We start from the raw sequence: 15492 nt of genomic DNA, 5'->3' as shown, positions 1-15492 counted from the left end.
CACCCGGACGCCGCCGGCGACCTGACAGAGGAGACCGGCGAGCGGTGATCAGCCCTGCAGATGGCAGAGCAGCAGACAGACGTCGTCGTCGCGCTCGGAGTCGCTGAGGAGAGGTTTCAGGATCCGGTCCGCCGCGCCCTCCAGGTCCGTGTCGAGCTCCGCGGGGCCGAACGAGCCGAGCGCGGCCGAGAGCCGCTCGATGCCCGGATCGATGCCCTCGGCACGGCGCTCGACCAGCCCGTCCGTGTAGAGCGTCAGCGTCGAGCCGGGCGCCACCTGCTCGGTGTGGTCGGCGATCTCCTGCTCCAGCGGGATGCCGAGCATCGCGCCCGGCTTGGCGTCCAGGGTCCGCACCCGCCCGTCGGGCAGCCGCAGCACCGGCGGCGGATGCCCCGCGGCGGCCCACGTCAGCGTGGACTCGTCCGGATGGAACCGGGCGATGACCGCCGTGGCGTACAGATTCGGCTGGAGCCGGTGCAGGAACTTGTGCAGCCGGGTCAGCAGCAGGCCGGGACTGCCGTCGTCGACGGCGTAGGCGCGCAGCGCGGTGCGCAACTGGCTCATCATGACCGCCGCGTGCAGCCCGTGCCCGGTCACGTCGCCGATGACCGTGATCAGACTCCCGTCCGGCCGGTGGAAGGCGTCGTACCAGTCGCCGCCGATGTTCATGCCGTGGGTGGCCGGCAGATACCGTGCGGCCAGACTCAGCCCCGGCGTCGTGGGCAGTTCGGTGAGCAGGGCGCGCTGCAACGTCTCCGCGATGTCCCGGTTGTGCTCGAAGCGGCGGGCGTTGTCGATGGCGATACCGGCCCTGCGGGTGAGCTCGATCAGCATCACCGCGTCGTCCGGATCCCAGCGTTCGCCGGGCGGCGACAGCGTGAGCACGCCGAGCGGCGCCCGATGCGTCAGCAGCGGGACGCACAGCAGGGGACGGTCGGGGTGGAGGACGGAGGGCGGCAGGTCGTCCACGCCGCGCAGCCCTCCCGGATGGTCGGCGGCGTACTGCGGCCGACCGGTGCGGGCCGCGCGCACCGTCGCGGCCGGACGGGTCATGGGGTGGTGCGGATCGTCCTCCTCGTCGAACAGCCAGATGCCGACCTCGGCCGCGTACCGCGGCACCAGCAGCTCGGGCAGCCGGCGCACGATCTCGCCGTGGTTCAGCGAGGTGTTCAGCACGGCGCTGGCGTCCGCCAGGAAGGTCAGCCGGCGGCGGGCGTTCTCCGCCTCGTTGCGCGCCCGGCGCTCGGCGGCGAAGGCCTCCCGCTGGGCGCGGCCCGCCGCGTCGAGCTCGGCGTGCAGGGCCAGGACGCCCTGGTTGGTCTGGTGCAGCTCGTCCCGGTGGAAGGCGACCAGAGCCTCCTGCTCGGCGAGCCGGTCGAGCACCAGGGCGGTGTCCGCGTCGGCGCTCATCAGCGCCTGGGACAGGGCCGCCGGATCGTCGCCGGGCACCATGTCGCTGTCGCTGTCGCTGTCGCTGTCGCTGTCGCCGGTGCCGCCCGGCCGGTCCGCCGCGGGCAACGGGACCGTCGTCTCCCAGCGTGTTCCTTCTCCGGCGGAGGAAGCGTCCGGAGAGGGCTCCAGTACGGCGTGCAGCGCGCCCCCGCCGCTGTCCGCGCCCCGTACGCCCAGGGTGAGCCGCCAGGTGCCGCCCTCGGCGAGGCACTGCCGCAGCCGGGCGCCGAGCGTTGCGGCCAGGCGGGCCCGTTCGAGGGCCGGGACCCCGTGGCGTGCGGCGAGCCGCGCGGCAGCCGCACGCGCGGCTGCCGCATCGGTCACGCCGTCGATCTGCCGTGTGTCGGTCATGGACGGTCCGGTGGAGAGGAGGTCATGACGGCCACCGCGGTGTCGTCCCGCACCGGACGGGCGGCGCTGCCCGCGTCACGGATCACCAGGGCGGCCGTCACGGCCGGGTCGGCCGCCGCCGTACCCGGATCCGATGGCGGGGTCCAACGGCTGGGCAGGCCGTCGGTGTGCAGGAACAGCACGCTGTCGGTGGACCACGCGAACTCGTCCTCGCGGACGGTGCCGGGCCGGTGAGCCCCGACGATGCCGGGCTTGGAGAGCAGGGCCCGCCACCGGTCGCCCTCACGCATCCGGGCCCCGATGTTGCCGATCCCGGCGAACCGCAGCCGTCCGGACCGGGCGTCCAGCTGGGCCACCGCGACGGCCGCGCCCCGGGTGGCGCCCAGCTCCGCGTGCAGCAGGCGCAGCATCTCGGCAGGACCGAGATGGGGCCGGCCGCGCACCACGTCCACCGCGGCGGTGGAGGCGCGGGCCGCCTCGGGGCCGTGGCCCAGCCCGTCGGCCAGCATCAGTGTGTGCCGGTCCCCGGACCTGACCCAGGTCCAGGCGTCCCCCGAGTGCTCGGCTCCGGCGTAGGGGACGTTGACTCCGCCGGCACGGATCACCGGCACCCGCGGACCGTCGTCCCGGCCGTCCCCGCCGGGCACCGGAGGCGTGCCGTGCCCCACGCGGGCCACCGCCACCGTGCCCCGGCCGAGGACGCTGTGCAGGCCGAAGTCGTCCGAGAGCCGCCGGCAGGTGCCGAGGCCCGCGCCCAGCGAGCGGGTCGTGCTGAAACCGTCCCGCAGCGCCCCGGCCACATCGGAGATCCCGGGCCCGTGGTCGATCGCCGCGATCTGTACGACCCGTGCCTGCCCGCCCTCGCGCAGCACCGGCGGCTCCACCACGTCGACGAGTACCTCACCGTCCCGCGCGTGCTTGAGGAGATTGGTGGCGAGCTCCGTGGCCACCAGGGACACGGCCGAGGTGCCCCGCTCGTCGAGACCGGCCAGGGCCGCCGCCTCCTCGGCGGCGACGCGGACGTCCCGTACGCGGGTGGAGTCCCGCACCGGCACGTCCCAGACGCGGGGCATCAGCGCTCCTCCCGCGCCCGGGGCGGCCGGCTCACCCACGAGGTCACCCGCACCGTGGTTCCCGACCCCTCCGCACTCTCGACCTCGAACTCGTGCACAAGGCGCCGGGCACCGCCCAGACCCATGCCCAGCCCGTCGCCGGACGTGAAGCCGTCACTGAGCGCCCGCTCGAGGTCGGCGATGCCCGGCCCGGTGTCACTGAACGTCAGCCGCAGCCCGTGGCCGAATCCGGCGGTCACCGGGGTGACGTCCAGCTGTCCGCCCCCGCCGTGCACCAGGGTGTTGCGCGCCAGCTCGCTGGCCGCGGTGACCAGCTTCGTCTGGTCCACCAGGCCGAAGCCGAGCAGGGCGGCCGCCTGCCGCACATGCTGGCGCACCCACACCAGGTCCATGTCCGAACGGATGGGCAGGCAGGCCTCGATCTCCGAGGCGGTGTACATCACGCACGCTCCCGGCGCATACCGCCCGCGTGCGACCGCACGACGGGCTGCTCGAGCAGTGCCATCGCGGCCTGGGCGTCGAGCGCGGTACGCAGCCCCGGCAGTGTCAGGCCCAGTTCCACCAGGGTGATGGCGACCGCGGGCCGCATTCCGGCCACCACGGTCCGCGCGGCGAGCAGGGACGCCTGCGCCGCGATCTCGGCCAGCACCCGCCCGAGAAAGGAATCGACGATCTCCACGCCGGAGATGTCGATCACCACCCCCGTGACCCCGGCGCTCACAATGGTCTCCGACAGGTCCTGCTGCAGCTGCTGAGCCGTACTGTCGTGCAGGTCGCCCTGGAGGGTCACCAACAGAATGTCGCCAAGTCTCAGCACCGGAACTTGTCCCGCTTCGGGGCGGGAGTACGCCTCGTTCACCGGCGGACCGCACTGCCGTCCGCGGGACCCGAGACAGCGACTCCCAGCTCGTTCAGGCAGTAGCCCAGCGCGTCGGCGAGGCTCGCCCGGGTGAGTACGGAACCGAGGTCGAGGCCCAGGTGGACCATGGTCTGCGCGATCGCCGGGCGGATACCGGAGATGACGCACTCCGCGCCCATCAGCCGGGCCGCCGCGACCGTCTTCATCAGGTGCTGCGCCACCAGTGAGTCGACCGTCGGCACCCCGGTGATGTCGAGGATCGCGAACCGCGCGTGCTGGTCGACCACCGCGTTCAGCAGTGTCTCCATCACCACCTGGCTGCGGGCGCTGTCGAGCGTCCCGATCAGCGGTACCGCGACGATCCCGTCCCACAGCCTGATGACCGGCGTCGCCACCTCCAGCAGCTGCAGCCGCTGCCGGTCGATGAGCGCCTGTCCCTCGCTCAGCGCCGTCTGCACGGCCACCACGCGCAGGGTACCCATGAGCGTGCTCAGCGCGGTCGTGCAGGCCCGCAGCTCCTCGGCCGGCCTCTCCTCCAGTTCGGAGGTGAGGAGCTTGTCGACCGGCGGCCACAGCGAGGCCAGTTCGTTCGACACCTGCGTGATGGACAGCCCCGCCCGGGAACGGGACGCGCTCATCCGCCCCAACTGCTCCCGCACACCGGTGAATCCGGCGGCGTCCGAGTCCTCCACCCGCTGCGCGTCGGCGACTTGGGCCAGGGCGTCGACCACTGCCTTGCCGGCCTCGACCGCTTCGTCGCGTGAAAGGGTGAACACCGCACGGAACAGGGGTTCGTCCGCCCATCGCTGCGCGATCTGCTCGCGCCTGCGCCGCAGGAAGTCCCTGACCTCGAGCGTCGGCGTTCCCAGCGGTCCGCCCGCTTCGTGCTCAGGCACCTGTGTCTCCTCGTCGTTTCCTCGTCGTCGTCTCCGCACCGATACCGCGCCGGGTCACGAAAGGGTGCCGAGACCTGGCCGGACGACCACTCTAACGACGCTCCGGACCTGTACGGCATCCCGTGCCGGAGTCGGGCCCCGCGCAGGTGGCGGGCGCCGCGCGCCGGACACCTGCGCCCGCGCGAGAGCCGCGGAGGTCCGACGTGACGGTGCACCGGACCTCCCCGGGTTCGGCTCAGGACTCCGGCCGTCCCGTTTCCGGCTGCTGTGACGCACCGGGCGTGCCGTCGACCCGCTCCAGCGCCTCCTCGGCGCTCAGGGACACCGGGACCGTGATGCTCACGCCGGTCAGGTCCAGGATGCGGCGCACCGCGGGCGTGGGGGAGATGATGTGCACGCTGCCCGGCAGCTCCCGGGCTTCCTGGTAGACGCGCAGGATGATGTTCATCCCGGACGAGTCCATGAAGGGGACCCCCGTCAGGTCCAGCAGGAAGTGCCGGCGTCCGTGATGGAGCTGGTTGGCCAGGTGGTGCTGGAATTCGGTCCCGGTGTCGGCGTCCAGGTCGCCCTGCACCGTGAACAGGGCGACATCCTCCCGGACCACGGTCACCTCCACGGACAGCGGGTTCAGGGCCATGGACACACATACCTCCCACGTCGAGCCGACGGCCGGGTCCGGCCGCACGTGCGGCCGCCTACCCCGGGATCACCAGGTCATGCCGGTGCATGCGTGCAGGTCCGGTAGGCGGGATCTTCGGAACAGGACTGGACCTGTGCGGGTTTTGTGTCTTCGCCGGCCGAATGCGCCCGCTCCAGGCGGGTAGTTGGCTGCTGTGGAGACGGACGGAGCCGGAGAGCGGGTCCCGCCCGCTCCGGGATCGTCATCACAGGGGAGGAAAGGAGCAGCGTGCCCACGGACAGCATCTGGTCGTACGCGCCGGAGCTGGGTCCCGCCCAGGGGCAGGATCCGGACCTCACGGGTTACACCGTCGTCGCGAGCGACGGCAGCACCATCGGCCATGTGGACCGGCAGGCCGACCATCACGCCATGCGGCACCTGGTCGTCGACACGGGCGTCTGGGTGTTCGGCCGGAGTCTCCTCGTACCGGTCGGCGTCGTCGCCGCCGTCGACACCGGCGACCGGAAGATCACCGTGTCCTGCACCAGGTCCGAGGTGAAGGCCGCGCCCCGGTTCAGGACCGACAGCGAGACGATGGACCCGGGCTACCTCAGGACGGTCGGCGACTACTACTGGGCGCTGACGCGGCCCGGGCCCCCGCCCGGGCAGGCTCCCGGCACCCAGGCCGGATGACCGTCGCCCGGTGATTCCCGCACCGGACGCCGGCCGGTGATCTCCGTACGGACGCCGGCCGGGGTCCGTACGGAGCCCGGCGCGGGCGTCACCGGGGCAGGGGCCGTCACCAGGGCAGGAACACATGGATGTCCTTGCCGTCGGCGGTGACGACCACGCTGACCTGATCGCAGAGCGTGTGGATCAGATGCCAGCCGATCCCGCCCCCGCCGCGGCTCGGCCTGAAGGGCCGGGGCGCGGGCTCGGTGGTGCTCGTGTCGTGCATCACCACGTGCACTCCGTCGAACGTCCTGCGCAGCCGCAGCCGGAACGGTCCCGGCGCGTACTGGACCGCGTTGGCGGCGAGTTCCGTGACCACCAGGAGGATGTCGTCCCAGTGTTCCGGGGCCGTCGGCGGGGAGACACGGGCCAGGTCGAGGAGGAACTCCTCCGCCACCAGGCGTGCGTCGGTGACGTCGTGCAGCTCCCCGGGGAAGCCGACGACGCGTTCCGTGATCTCCTCTGCGGCCAGTGACCTGTCCCTGTGCGGCTCGGATGCCATGTCGCCTTCCCTGCCCCGGCTACCACGGGCCAGTCATTCATGTGCCGTGTGTGTTCCTTCGTTCTCCTGGTCTGTGGGTTCCCGGGCCGCCGGACCCTACGCGCCCGTATCCATGGGAGCCGGGGGTGACGGGCACGTCACCCCCGGCGGTCAGCGGAAGACGTTGTCCGAGTCGTCCCAGACCGACGGCTCCTCCGGCAGCGGCTCCCGCTCCGGACGGGAACGGGAGTGGTACATCGCGTCGATCTCCAGGGCGTAGTGCCGCACGATCTCGTCCCGGCGCAGTTTCATCGACGGCGTCAGCAGCCCGTTGGTCACGTCGAACGGCTCGGGCAGCACCCGGAACACCCGGATCGACTCCGGACGTGACACGCTGCTGTTCGCCGCGGTGACCGCCCTCGCGATCTCCTCACGCAACGCGTTCTCCTCCCGGGCCTCGCGCATGGGCGCGTCGCCCGGCAGCGAGAGAGCCCCGCGCCAGTGCGTGAGGAAATCCGGGTCCAGCGTGATCAGAGCCCCCACACAGGGCCGGTCGTCGCCCACCACGACGGCCTGGTGGACGAGCGGGTGCATCCGCAGCCGCTGCTCCAGGGCCGCGGGAGCGACGCTTTTGCCGCTGCTGGTGATGATGATGTCCTTCTTGCGGCCGGTGATCGTCAGATAGCCCTCCGAGTCCAGCCGGCCGATGTCCCCCGTGGCCAGCCAGCCACCGGCCAGCGCGGCCAGGGTGGCGGCCTCGTCGCCCGGGTAGCCCTGGAACACCGACGGCCCGCGCACCAGGATCTCCCCGTCCTCGGCGACCCGGATCTCGCTGCCCGGCAGCGCCTGCCCGACGGTGCCGGACTTCTCCCGGCCGAGCGGCTGCATCGTCACTCCGCCGCTGGTCTCGGTGAGCCCGTAGCCGTCGTGGACGTAGATGCCGATGCCCTCGTAGAAGAGGGACAGATCGCGGCTGAGCGTCGAGCCGCCCGAGGTGGCCCTGCGCACCCGGCCGCCCAGTGCGGCCCGCAGCCTGCGGTACACCGTCCGCTCGTACAGGGCGTGCTGCAGCCGCAGGTCGAGGCCGGGCCCCGAGCCCCGGCCCAGCCGCTGCCGCTCCACGGCGGCGGCGAAGTCACGGGCCGTGTCGGCGGCCCGCTCGAACAGGGCCCCGCGGCCCGCCTGCTGCGAGGCGCGCAGGAAGTTCTTGTAGATCTTCTCCAGCAGTGAGGGGACCGCGTACAGATAGGTGGGCCTCAGGGTCCGCAGGGCCGAGGACAGGGCCTCCGCGCCGAGATCGGGCTCGTGCCCCATCAGCAGGCCGCCCCGCACGCACAGACCCTGGATCATCAGCCCGTACACGTGGGAGAACGGGAGGAAGGCGAGGACGACCGCCTGCTCGCCCGGCTCCGCGGCCGTGTGGGCCCAGCCCTTCAGCAGGGTGTCGCAGGGGGCGGCCAGGTTGCGGTGGCTCAACGCGCACCCCATCGCCTGCCCCGAGGTGCCGGACGTGTAGGCGATCACGGCCGTGGAGTCCGGCAGTACGATCCGGCGCAGCGAGTCGACCGTGGCCGGCGGTATGTACTTGCCGCGCGCCACCAGCTGGTCCAGCGCACCCGAGTCCAGCTGCCAGACGTGCCGCAGCCCCGGCAGCGCGGCGCACACGGACCCGACGGTCATCACGCCCTGCTCGTCCTCGACCACCACGGCAACGCATCCGGAGTCCCTGAGGATCCACTCCACCTGCTCCCGCGACGAGGTCGGATAGATGGGGACGACCTCGGCGCCCACGGTCCACAGCGCGTAGCACAGGACCGTCCACTCGTAACGGGTCCGCGCCATGATCGCCACACGGTTGCCCGGGGACAGCCCGGAGGCGACCAGCCCCTTGGCCAGGTCGACGACCTGGTCGCGGAACTCCCGCGCGGTGACCTCCTCCCAGGACGCGGCGGCCGGATCGGCGCGGCGGGCGAGCATCGGCAGATCCGGGCTCTCGGCCGCCGTCTCGAAGAGGCTGTCCGCGAGGCCGCCCGTCAGGGGGGAGGCGGCCTGGGGAGCGAGAGCGAGGTCGCGCATGCACTGCTCCTGACATGTACGGGCTGTGACTCGGCCGACGAGCGGAGTCATCGGCGGTGCCTGAATGTAGCCGAGCCGGAGCGTTCCGGGGCCGGATCGCCGGAACTGTGGCCACACTGATGATCACGCCGCCCCGACGGCCCGGGCCTGCCCGTGCATTCCGCCCGTATCCCTCTCCCGCTTTCCCTCCCACGCCTTGCGTCCCGGCGTTCTGCCGGGACGCACCGCACCCGCGCCGGTTGCCGTCCGGGCGCGGGTACGGTGCGGGGGAGGGAAGGCCGCCGGGTCTCACAGGTCGTGCGGCACCAGCCACACCGTCGCGAGGGGCGGGAGGGTGATCCGGAGACCGCCGTCCTCGGGCTTGACCGGATCCGGGTTGGTGACGTCACCGCCGCCGTAGCGGGCCGCGTCCGTGTTGAGGACCTCCCGCCAGGCGACCACGTCCTCGGGCACCACGAGCCGGTGGCCGTGCCGGACGACGGGGGAGAAGTTCGACACCGAGAGCAGCGGCCGGCCCCCGGCGTCGTACCGCAGGAACGCGAGCACGTTGTCCTCGGCCGCGTCCACCGACACCCAGCGGAACCCGGCCGGATCGGTGTCCCGCTGCCACAGCGCGTCCGTCGCCCGGTAGCGGGCGTTGAGGTCGCGCACCAGGTCCTGTACGCCGCGGTGGTCGCCCGCGGAGTGGTACGCGTCGTCCAGCAGCCACCACTCCGGGCCGTGCTCCTCGGACCACTCGGCGCCCTGCGCGAACTCCTGCCCCATGAAAAGCAGTTGCTTGCCGGGGTGGGCCCACATGAAGCCGAGGTAGGCCCGGGTGTTCGCCCGCCGCTGCCACCAGTCGCCGGGCATCTTCGACACGAGGGCCTGCTTGCCGTGCACGACCTCGTCGTGGGAGATCGGCAGGACGTAGTTCTCGCTGTAGGCGTACACCATCGAGAACGTCATCTCGTGGTGGTGGTACTTGCGGTGGACCGGCTCGTGGCTCATGTACTGCAGCGAGTCGTGCATCCAGCCCATGTTCCACTTCAGCCCGAACCCCAGGCCGCCGGTGTCGGTGGGCCGGGTCACCCCGCCCCACGCGGTCGACTCCTCCGCGATCGTCACCACTCCCGGGCACCGCCGGTACACGGTCGCGTTCATCTCCTGGAGGAACGCCATCGCCGCCAGGTCCTCCCGGCCGCCGTACACGTTGGGCTCCCACTGCCCGGAGTCGCGCGAGTAGTCCAGGTAGAGCATCGAGGCGACGGCGTCGACGCGCAGCCCGTCGATGTGGAACTCCTGGCACCAGTACACGGCGTTGGCGACCAGGAAGTTGCGCACCTCGGTCCGGGCGAAGTCGAACGTGTACGTCCCCCAGTCCGGGTGCTCCGCCCGCCGGGCGTCCCCCGGTTCGTACAGCGGGTCCCCGTCGAACCGGGCCAGCGCCCAGTCGTCCTTCGGGAAGTGGGCCGGCACCCAGTCCATGATCACCCCGATCCCGGCCCGGTGCAGGGCGTCGACCAGGTACTTGAAGTCGTCCGGGGTGCCGAGACGGGCCGTGGGCGCGTAGAAACCGGTGACCTGGTAGCCCCAGGACGGGCCGTAGGGATGCTCGGCGACCGGCATCAGCTCGACATGGGTGAAGCCGAGGTCCTTGACGTAGGCCGGCAGCACCTCGGCAAGCTCGCGATACGTCAGCCCCGGACGCCAGGAAGGCAGATGGACCTCGTACACCGAGAACGGCGCCTCGTGCACGGACACCTGGGCGCGGCGCTTCATCCACGCGGCGTCGTCCCACGTGTGGTGCGAGGCCGTCACGATCGACGCGGTGTTCGGCGGTTCCTCCGCGAGGCGCGCCATCGGGTCGGCCTTGAGGGCCCGACCGCCGTACCGGGAGTGCACCTCGAACTTGTAGCGGGCACCCTCGCCGATCCCCGGCAGGAACAACTCCCATACGCCGGACGAGCCGAGCGAGCGCATCGGGAACGCCGTGCCGTCCCAGCAGGTGAAATCGCCCGCGACCCGGACACCCTGAGCGTTGGGCGCCCACACGGTGAAGCGGGTGCCGGTCACCCCCTGGTGGGTCATGGGGTGCGCGCCGAGCGCCGTCCACAGCTCCTCGTGGCGCCCCTCGCCGATCAGATGCAGATCCAGTTCACCGAGCGAGGGCAGCATCCGGTACGGATCGTGCACCTCGGCGGCGTCCTCGTCGCCGTACGCCACGGCCAGCGTGTACGCGGGGACCGCGTCCAGCGGCAGCACCCCGGAGAAGAGGCCGTCGCCCTCCGAGGTGAGCGGGGTGCGCTCGCCGCCGGTGACCACACTCACCGTGCGCGCGAACGGTCGCAGGGCCCGGAAGGCGATGCCGCCCGGCACCGGGTGGGCGCCGAGCAGCGCGTGCGGATCGTGGTGGGCGCCCGCCAGCAGGCGCCCCCGGTCGACGGGATCGAGGGCAGGTGCGGTCCGGTATGTCTTTGGGGCGGACGGGGCGGACGGGGCGGACCCGGCCGACTCGGGAAGCGGTGTGTCGTGCAGGGCCACGGCTCAGTCTCCTCTCACGGCGAGGCGCTCGATCGCCGCCATGGGTACGGGCAGCCAGTCGGGTCGGTGCCGGGCCTCGTACAGCACCTCGTACACGGCCCGGTCCGTCTCATAGGCGCGGAGCAGGCCGTGCTTCTTGCGCGGGTCCCAGCCGGCGCGGGCCGCGTAGCCCGCGCAGTAGGCCTCGCGACAGCGGCGCGCCCACTCCGGGCGCCAGGGGCGGCGCTGGCGGGCGGCGTAGTCGAACGAGCGCAGCATCCCGGCGATGTCCCGCAGGGGGGAGTGGGCGCTGCGCCGTTCGGAGAGCGGCCGGGACGGCTCGCCCTCGAAGTCGATGACGAACCAGTCACGTCCGGCCCGCAGTACCTGCCCGAGGTGCAGGTCGCCGTGGATGCGCTGGGCGGGCGGCCCGGGATCGCAGGTGGCGAGCGCGGAGAACGCCGCCTTCAGACCGGGGACGAACGGCTGGAGCACGGGCACGGAGTGCGCGGCGGCCGTCAGACGTTCGGTCATCCCCTCCGCCGTCAGCCCGTTCTTCCCGGGGCCGCCGACGGGGAAGGCCGCGCCGAGCGCCAGATGCACGTCCGCGGTGACCCGGCCGAGGGCGTGCGACTGCGCGGTGAAGTCGTCGCCGGCGGCCAGCGCCGCCAGGGCCAGCGTCCAGCCGTCGGAGGCATCGCGCAGGAACGGCTGGAGGACGCCGAGTGTCGCCTTGAACGGATGTGTGGTGCGCAGCCAGGCCACCGGAGCGGGTACCCGGTGGCAGCCCTGCCGTGCCAGGGCGCCCGGCACCTCCAGATCCGGGTTGACCCCGGGCTGGATCCGCCGGAAGACCTTCAGGATGAACTCGTCGCCGTACACCAGCGAGGAGTTGGACTGCTCGGCGTCCAGCAGCCGCGGCACCAGCCCGGTCGGTACCCGCCGGGCCGCGTCGCCTTCGAACCGCAGCGGGCCCACCGCTCCGGGGTGCCGCAGCCGTTCCAGCAGCAGCTGCGCCGACCGCGGGTCGTGGAGCGCGTCGTAGACCGTACGCCCGGCCAGTGGCCCGTCCTGCACCCTGCCGATGACCGCCCGGCCCAGACGCGGCGACGGGTGCTCCCGTACGCCGAGGAGGAGCTGGTAGCAGTCCCCGGCCCAGGGCGTGTTGCCGGGAGAGGGCACGCCGCCGTGGCCGGCGTGGACCAGCAGATGCAGACAGCCGGGGAACAGCTCCGTCATCGATAGCACATGGAGGTCGGTGACGGGCCGGTCCTTGCCGGCGAACCAGCGCTGCTCCGGCAGCCACTCGCGCAGCAGCCCGGCGAACGACTCCATGGGTTCGGCGGCCGCGCTTCGCGGACGCAGGAATGCGGTCCTCGTCATGGTGACGCCTCCTCTCGTCGGCGCACGGTCACAGTCGCCGGCCGATGCGGGTGCGGGCCGCGGCTCGGGTGAGCCGGAACCAGTAGAAGCCGTGGCCCCCCAGGGTCAGCAGATACGGCAGTTCGCCCACGGCCGGGAAGCGCACCCCGCCGAACAGCTCGACCGGGTGGCGTCCCTCGAAGGCGCTCAGATCGAGCTCGGTGGGCTGGGAGAAGCGGGAGAAGTTGTTGACGCAGAGCACCAGGTCGTCCTCGTGCTCGCGCAGGAAGGCGAGGACGGCGGGGTTGGAGGAGGGCAGTTCGGTGTAGGTGCCCAGGCCGAAGGCGTGGTTCTGCTTGCGGATCTCGATCATTCGGCGGGTCCAGTGCAGCAGTGACGACGGCGACGCCATGGACGCCTCGACGTTGGTGACCTGGTAGCCGTGGACCGGATCCATGATCGCCGGGAGATAGAGCTGTCCGGGATCGGACGACGAGAAGCCGGCGTTGCGGTCGGGGGTCCACTGCATCGGGGTGCGCACCGCGTCGCGGTCGCCGAGCCAGATGTTGTCGCCCATGCCGATCTCGTCGCCGTAGTAGAGGATCGGCGAGCCGGGCAGCGACAGCAGCAGGGCGTTGAAGAGCTCGATCTGGTTGCGGTCGTTGTCCAGCAGCGGGGCCAGGCGGCGGCGGATGCCGATGTTGGCGCGCATGCGGGGGTCCTTGGCGTACTCGGCCCACATGTAGTCGCGTTCCTCGTCGGTGACCATCTCCAGGGTCAGCTCGTCGTGGTTGCGCAGGAAGATGCCCCACTGGCAGCCCGAGGGGATGGCCGGGGTCTTGGCGAGGATCTCGGAGACGGGGTAGCGCGACTCGCGCCGCACGGCCATGAAGATGCGGGGCATCACCGGGAAGTGGAACGCCATGTGGCACTCGTCGCCGCCGGCGGCGTAGTCGCCGAAGTAGTCGACGACGTCCTCCGGCCACTGGTTCGCCTCCGCCAGCAGGACGGTGTCCGGGTACTGGGTGTCGATCTCCTTGCGCACCCGCTTCAGGAAGGCGTGCGAGGCGGGCAGGTTCTCGCAGTTGGTGCCCTCGGCCGCGTAGAGGTACGGCACCGCGTCCAGCCGGAAACCGTCGATGCCCAGATCCAGCCAGAAGCGCAGGGCCGCCAGGATCTCCTCCTGGACCCGCGGGTTCTCGTAGTTCAGGTCCGGCTGGTGCGAGAAGAACCGATGGAAGTAGTACTGCCCGCGGACCGGGTCGTACGTCCAGTTGGAGGCCTCGGTGTCGACGAAGATGATCCGCGCGTCCGGATAGCCCTTGTCGTCGTCCGCCCACATGTAGAAGTCGCCGTAGGGGCCGTCCGGGTCCAAGCGGGACTCCTGGAACCACGGGTGCTGGTCGCTGGTGTGGTTCATGACGAAGTCGATGATCACGCGCATGCCCCGTTGATGGGCGGCGTCCACGAACTCCACGAAGTCGGCGAGGTCGCCGAACTCGGGCAGCACGGCGGTGTAGTCGGCGACGTCGTAACCGCCGTCGCGCAGCGGTGACTTGAAGAACGGGGGCAGCCAGAGGCAGTCGACGCCGAGCCACTGCAGATAGTCGAGTTTGGCGGTCAGTCCCTTCAGGTCGCCGATGCCGTCGCCGTTGCTGTCCTGGAAGGAGCGGACGAGGACCTCGTAGAAGACGGCACGCTTGAACCAATCGGGGTCCCGGTCCCTGACCGGAGTGTCCTCGAAGGTGTCCAGCACTGGTTCGTTGACAGTCATGACGCTCCTGACCCTCCGGTTCGCTGTGCGGCGGGCGGACGCCGGACGTGCAGGACGTGCGCAGGAGTCCGCCCCGGCTCCAGACGCACGTAGTTGGTACCTCCCCAGCGGTAGGTCTCGCCGGTGAGTTCGTCGTGCATCGGCACCGACTCGTGCCGGTCCAGGCCGAGTTGCGGCATGTCCAACGAGACCGTGGCCTCCTGGGTGCGGTGGGGGTCGAGGTTGGCGACCACCAGCACGGCATCCGCTCCGCTGCGCTTGCTGTACGCGATGACCGCGTCGTTGTCGGTGTGGTGGAAACGGAGGTTTCTGAGCGCCTGCAGCGCGGGGTGCTCCCGGCGGATGGTGTTGAGGCGGGTGATGAGGGGGGCGATGGTGCGGCCGTGCCGCTCGGCGGTGTCCCAGTCGCGGGGGGTGAGCTGGTACTTCTCGGAGTTCAGGTACTCCTCGGAGCCCTCCCGCAGGGGGGTGTTCTCGCAGAGTTCGTAGCCGCTGTAGAGGCCCCAGGCGGGGGAGAGGGTGGCGGCCAGGACGGCGCGGACCTCGAAGGCGGGGCGTCCGCCGTGCTGGAGGTAGGCGTGCAGGATGTCGGGGGTGTTGGTGAACAGGTTGGGCCGCATGTAGCAGGCGGCGTCCCCCGACAGTTCGGTGAGGTGGTCGGTCAGTTCCTGTTTGGTGGTGCGCCAGGTGAAGTAGGTGTAGGACTGCTGGAAGCCGATCTGGGCCAGGGTGTGCATCATCGCGGGGCGGGTGAAGGCCTCGGCCAGGAAGATGACGTCGGGGTCGGTGCGGTTGATGTCGGCGATGACGCGTTCCCAGAACGCGACGGGTTTGGTGTGGGGGTTGTCGACCCGGAAGATGCGCACGCCGGTGTTCATCCAGTGGCGCAGGATGCGGCAGGTCTCGGTGTGCAGGCCCTCGGGGTCGGCGTCGAAGGCGATCGGGTAGATGTCCTGGTACTTCTTGGGCGGGTTCTCGGCGTGGGCGATGGTGTTGTCGGGGCGGTGGTGGAACCACTGGGGGTGTTTGTGGACCCAGGGGTGGTCGGGGGAGCACTGCAGGGCGAAGTCCAGGGCGATCTCGAGTCCGTGGCGGGCGGCCTGGCGGACGAACCAGGTGAAGTCCTCCAGGGTGCCCAGGCGGGGGTGGACGGTGTCGTGGCCGCCCTGGGGGGAGCCGATGGCCCAGGGCACGCCGACGTCGTCGGGGGCGGGGGTGAGGGTGTTGTTGCGTCCCTTGCGGTGGGTGGTGCCGATGGGGTGGATGGGGGGCAGGTAGACGACGTCGAAGCCCATCGCGGCGATGGCGGGCAGCC

The 15492-nt window shown here is 71.6% G+C and carries 13 protein-coding genes; 1 reads left to right on the top strand and 12 read right to left on the bottom strand.

Features of this window, described 5'->3' with window-relative positions; translation table 11 throughout:
* Nucleotides 1–48: 48 nt before the first annotated feature.
* The 6 genes from AOK11_RS07465 to AOK11_RS07440 all read right to left on the bottom strand — a co-directional run bounded on the left by AOK11_RS07465 (nt 49) and on the right by AOK11_RS07440 (nt 5274).
* Nucleotides 49–1803 (bottom strand): PP2C family protein-serine/threonine phosphatase, encoded by a 1755-nt coding sequence (locus tag AOK11_RS07465; RefSeq protein ID WP_055592850.1) that lies wholly within the window; start codon nt 1801–1803, stop codon nt 49–51.
* Nucleotides 1800–2876 carry an ATP-binding SpoIIE family protein phosphatase gene (locus AOK11_RS07460; RefSeq protein WP_055592864.1) on the bottom strand — a complete coding sequence of 359 codons (1077 nt, stop codon included), beginning with the start codon at nt 2874–2876 and terminating at the stop codon, nt 1800–1802. Before AOK11_RS07460 ends, AOK11_RS07465 begins: the two co-directional genes overlap by 4 nt.
* On the bottom strand, nt 2876–3316 hold the full coding sequence (locus AOK11_RS07455; RefSeq protein WP_055592849.1) for an anti-sigma regulatory factor: 441 nt from the start codon (nt 3314–3316) through the stop codon (nt 2876–2878). The genes AOK11_RS07460 and AOK11_RS07455 overlap by 1 nt, the downstream gene beginning before the upstream one ends.
* Nucleotides 3316–3735, bottom strand: a complete 420-nt coding sequence (locus AOK11_RS07450) for an STAS domain-containing protein (protein ID WP_055592848.1) — start codon at nt 3733–3735, stop codon at nt 3316–3318. Before AOK11_RS07450 ends, AOK11_RS07455 begins: the two co-directional genes overlap by 1 nt.
* Nucleotides 3732–4631 carry an STAS domain-containing protein gene (locus AOK11_RS07445; RefSeq protein ID WP_055592847.1) on the bottom strand — a complete coding sequence of 300 codons (900 nt, stop codon included), beginning with the start codon at nt 4629–4631 and terminating at the stop codon, nt 3732–3734. Before AOK11_RS07445 ends, AOK11_RS07450 begins: the two co-directional genes overlap by 4 nt.
* 235 nt (nt 4632–4866) lie before the next feature.
* Complete coding sequence (locus tag AOK11_RS07440; protein WP_055592863.1) at nt 4867–5274, bottom strand: STAS domain-containing protein; 408 nt, start codon at nt 5272–5274, stop codon at nt 4867–4869.
* Nucleotides 5275–5538: 264 nt separating this feature from the next.
* Between AOK11_RS07440 and AOK11_RS07435 the strand changes: the two genes are divergently transcribed.
* Nucleotides 5539–5943 (top strand): PRC-barrel domain-containing protein, encoded by a 405-nt coding sequence (locus AOK11_RS07435; RefSeq protein WP_055592846.1) that lies wholly within the window; start codon nt 5539–5541, stop codon nt 5941–5943.
* 106 nt (nt 5944–6049) lie between these two features.
* Here AOK11_RS07435 and AOK11_RS07430 read toward each other — a convergent pair whose 3' ends face one another.
* The 6 genes from AOK11_RS07430 to AOK11_RS07405 form a co-directional block, all read right to left on the bottom strand.
* Complete coding sequence (locus tag AOK11_RS07430) at nt 6050–6484, bottom strand: ATP-binding protein (RefSeq protein WP_055592845.1); 435 nt, start codon at nt 6482–6484, stop codon at nt 6050–6052.
* A gap of 150 nt (nt 6485–6634) precedes the next feature.
* Nucleotides 6635–8539, bottom strand: coding sequence for an AMP-dependent synthetase/ligase (locus AOK11_RS07425; RefSeq protein WP_055592844.1), 1905 nt, complete (start codon nt 8537–8539; stop codon nt 6635–6637).
* A gap of 288 nt (nt 8540–8827) precedes the next feature.
* A complete protein-coding gene (glgB, locus tag AOK11_RS07420; protein ID WP_055592843.1) occupies nt 8828–11062 on the bottom strand; it encodes a 1,4-alpha-glucan branching enzyme in 2235 nt (744 codons plus the stop codon).
* Nucleotides 11063–11065: 3 nt separating this feature from the next.
* A complete protein-coding gene (locus tag AOK11_RS07415; RefSeq protein WP_055592842.1) occupies nt 11066–12424 on the bottom strand; it encodes a maltokinase N-terminal cap-like domain-containing protein in 1359 nt (452 codons plus the stop codon).
* 28 nt (nt 12425–12452) lie between these two features.
* Complete coding sequence (gene treS, locus AOK11_RS07410; RefSeq protein WP_055592841.1) at nt 12453–14177, bottom strand: maltose alpha-D-glucosyltransferase; 1725 nt, start codon at nt 14175–14177, stop codon at nt 12453–12455.
* Nucleotides 14174–15492: alpha-amylase family glycosyl hydrolase (locus AOK11_RS07405; protein WP_055592840.1), on the bottom strand; the 1319-nt coding region annotated here is incomplete at its 5' end. The genes AOK11_RS07405 and treS, both read right to left, overlap by 4 nt.

This window comes from Streptomyces hirsutus (genome assembly GCF_001418415.1).
In the GTDB taxonomy this organism is placed as follows: Bacteria; Actinomycetota; Actinomycetes; order Streptomycetales; family Streptomycetaceae; genus Streptomyces; species Streptomyces hirsutus.
Note: the sequence above shows the minus strand (reverse complement) of the source record. Positions and strands in the feature narration are given on the sequence as shown.

Excerpts from the sequence above, each read along its gene's own strand:
- AOK11_RS07465 (WP_055592850.1), bottom strand. The coding sequence starts at position 1,803 with ATGACCGACACACGGCAGATCGACGGCGTGACCGATGCGGCAGCCGCG.
- AOK11_RS07460 (WP_055592864.1), bottom strand. The coding sequence starts at position 2,876 with ATGCCCCGCGTCTGGGACGTGCCGGTGCGGGACTCCACCCGCGTACGG.
- AOK11_RS07455 (WP_055592849.1), bottom strand. The coding sequence starts at position 3,316 with ATGTACACCGCCTCGGAGATCGAGGCCTGCCTGCCCATCCGTTCGGAC.
- AOK11_RS07430 (WP_055592845.1), bottom strand. The coding sequence starts at position 6,484 with ATGGCATCCGAGCCGCACAGGGACAGGTCACTGGCCGCAGAGGAGATC.
- AOK11_RS07425 (WP_055592844.1), bottom strand. The coding sequence starts at position 8,539 with ATGCGCGACCTCGCTCTCGCTCCCCAGGCCGCCTCCCCCCTGACGGGC.
- AOK11_RS07415 (WP_055592842.1), bottom strand. The coding sequence starts at position 12,424 with ATGACGAGGACCGCATTCCTGCGTCCGCGAAGCGCGGCCGCCGAACCC.
- treS (WP_055592841.1), bottom strand. The coding sequence starts at position 14,177 with ATGACTGTCAACGAACCAGTGCTGGACACCTTCGAGGACACTCCGGTC.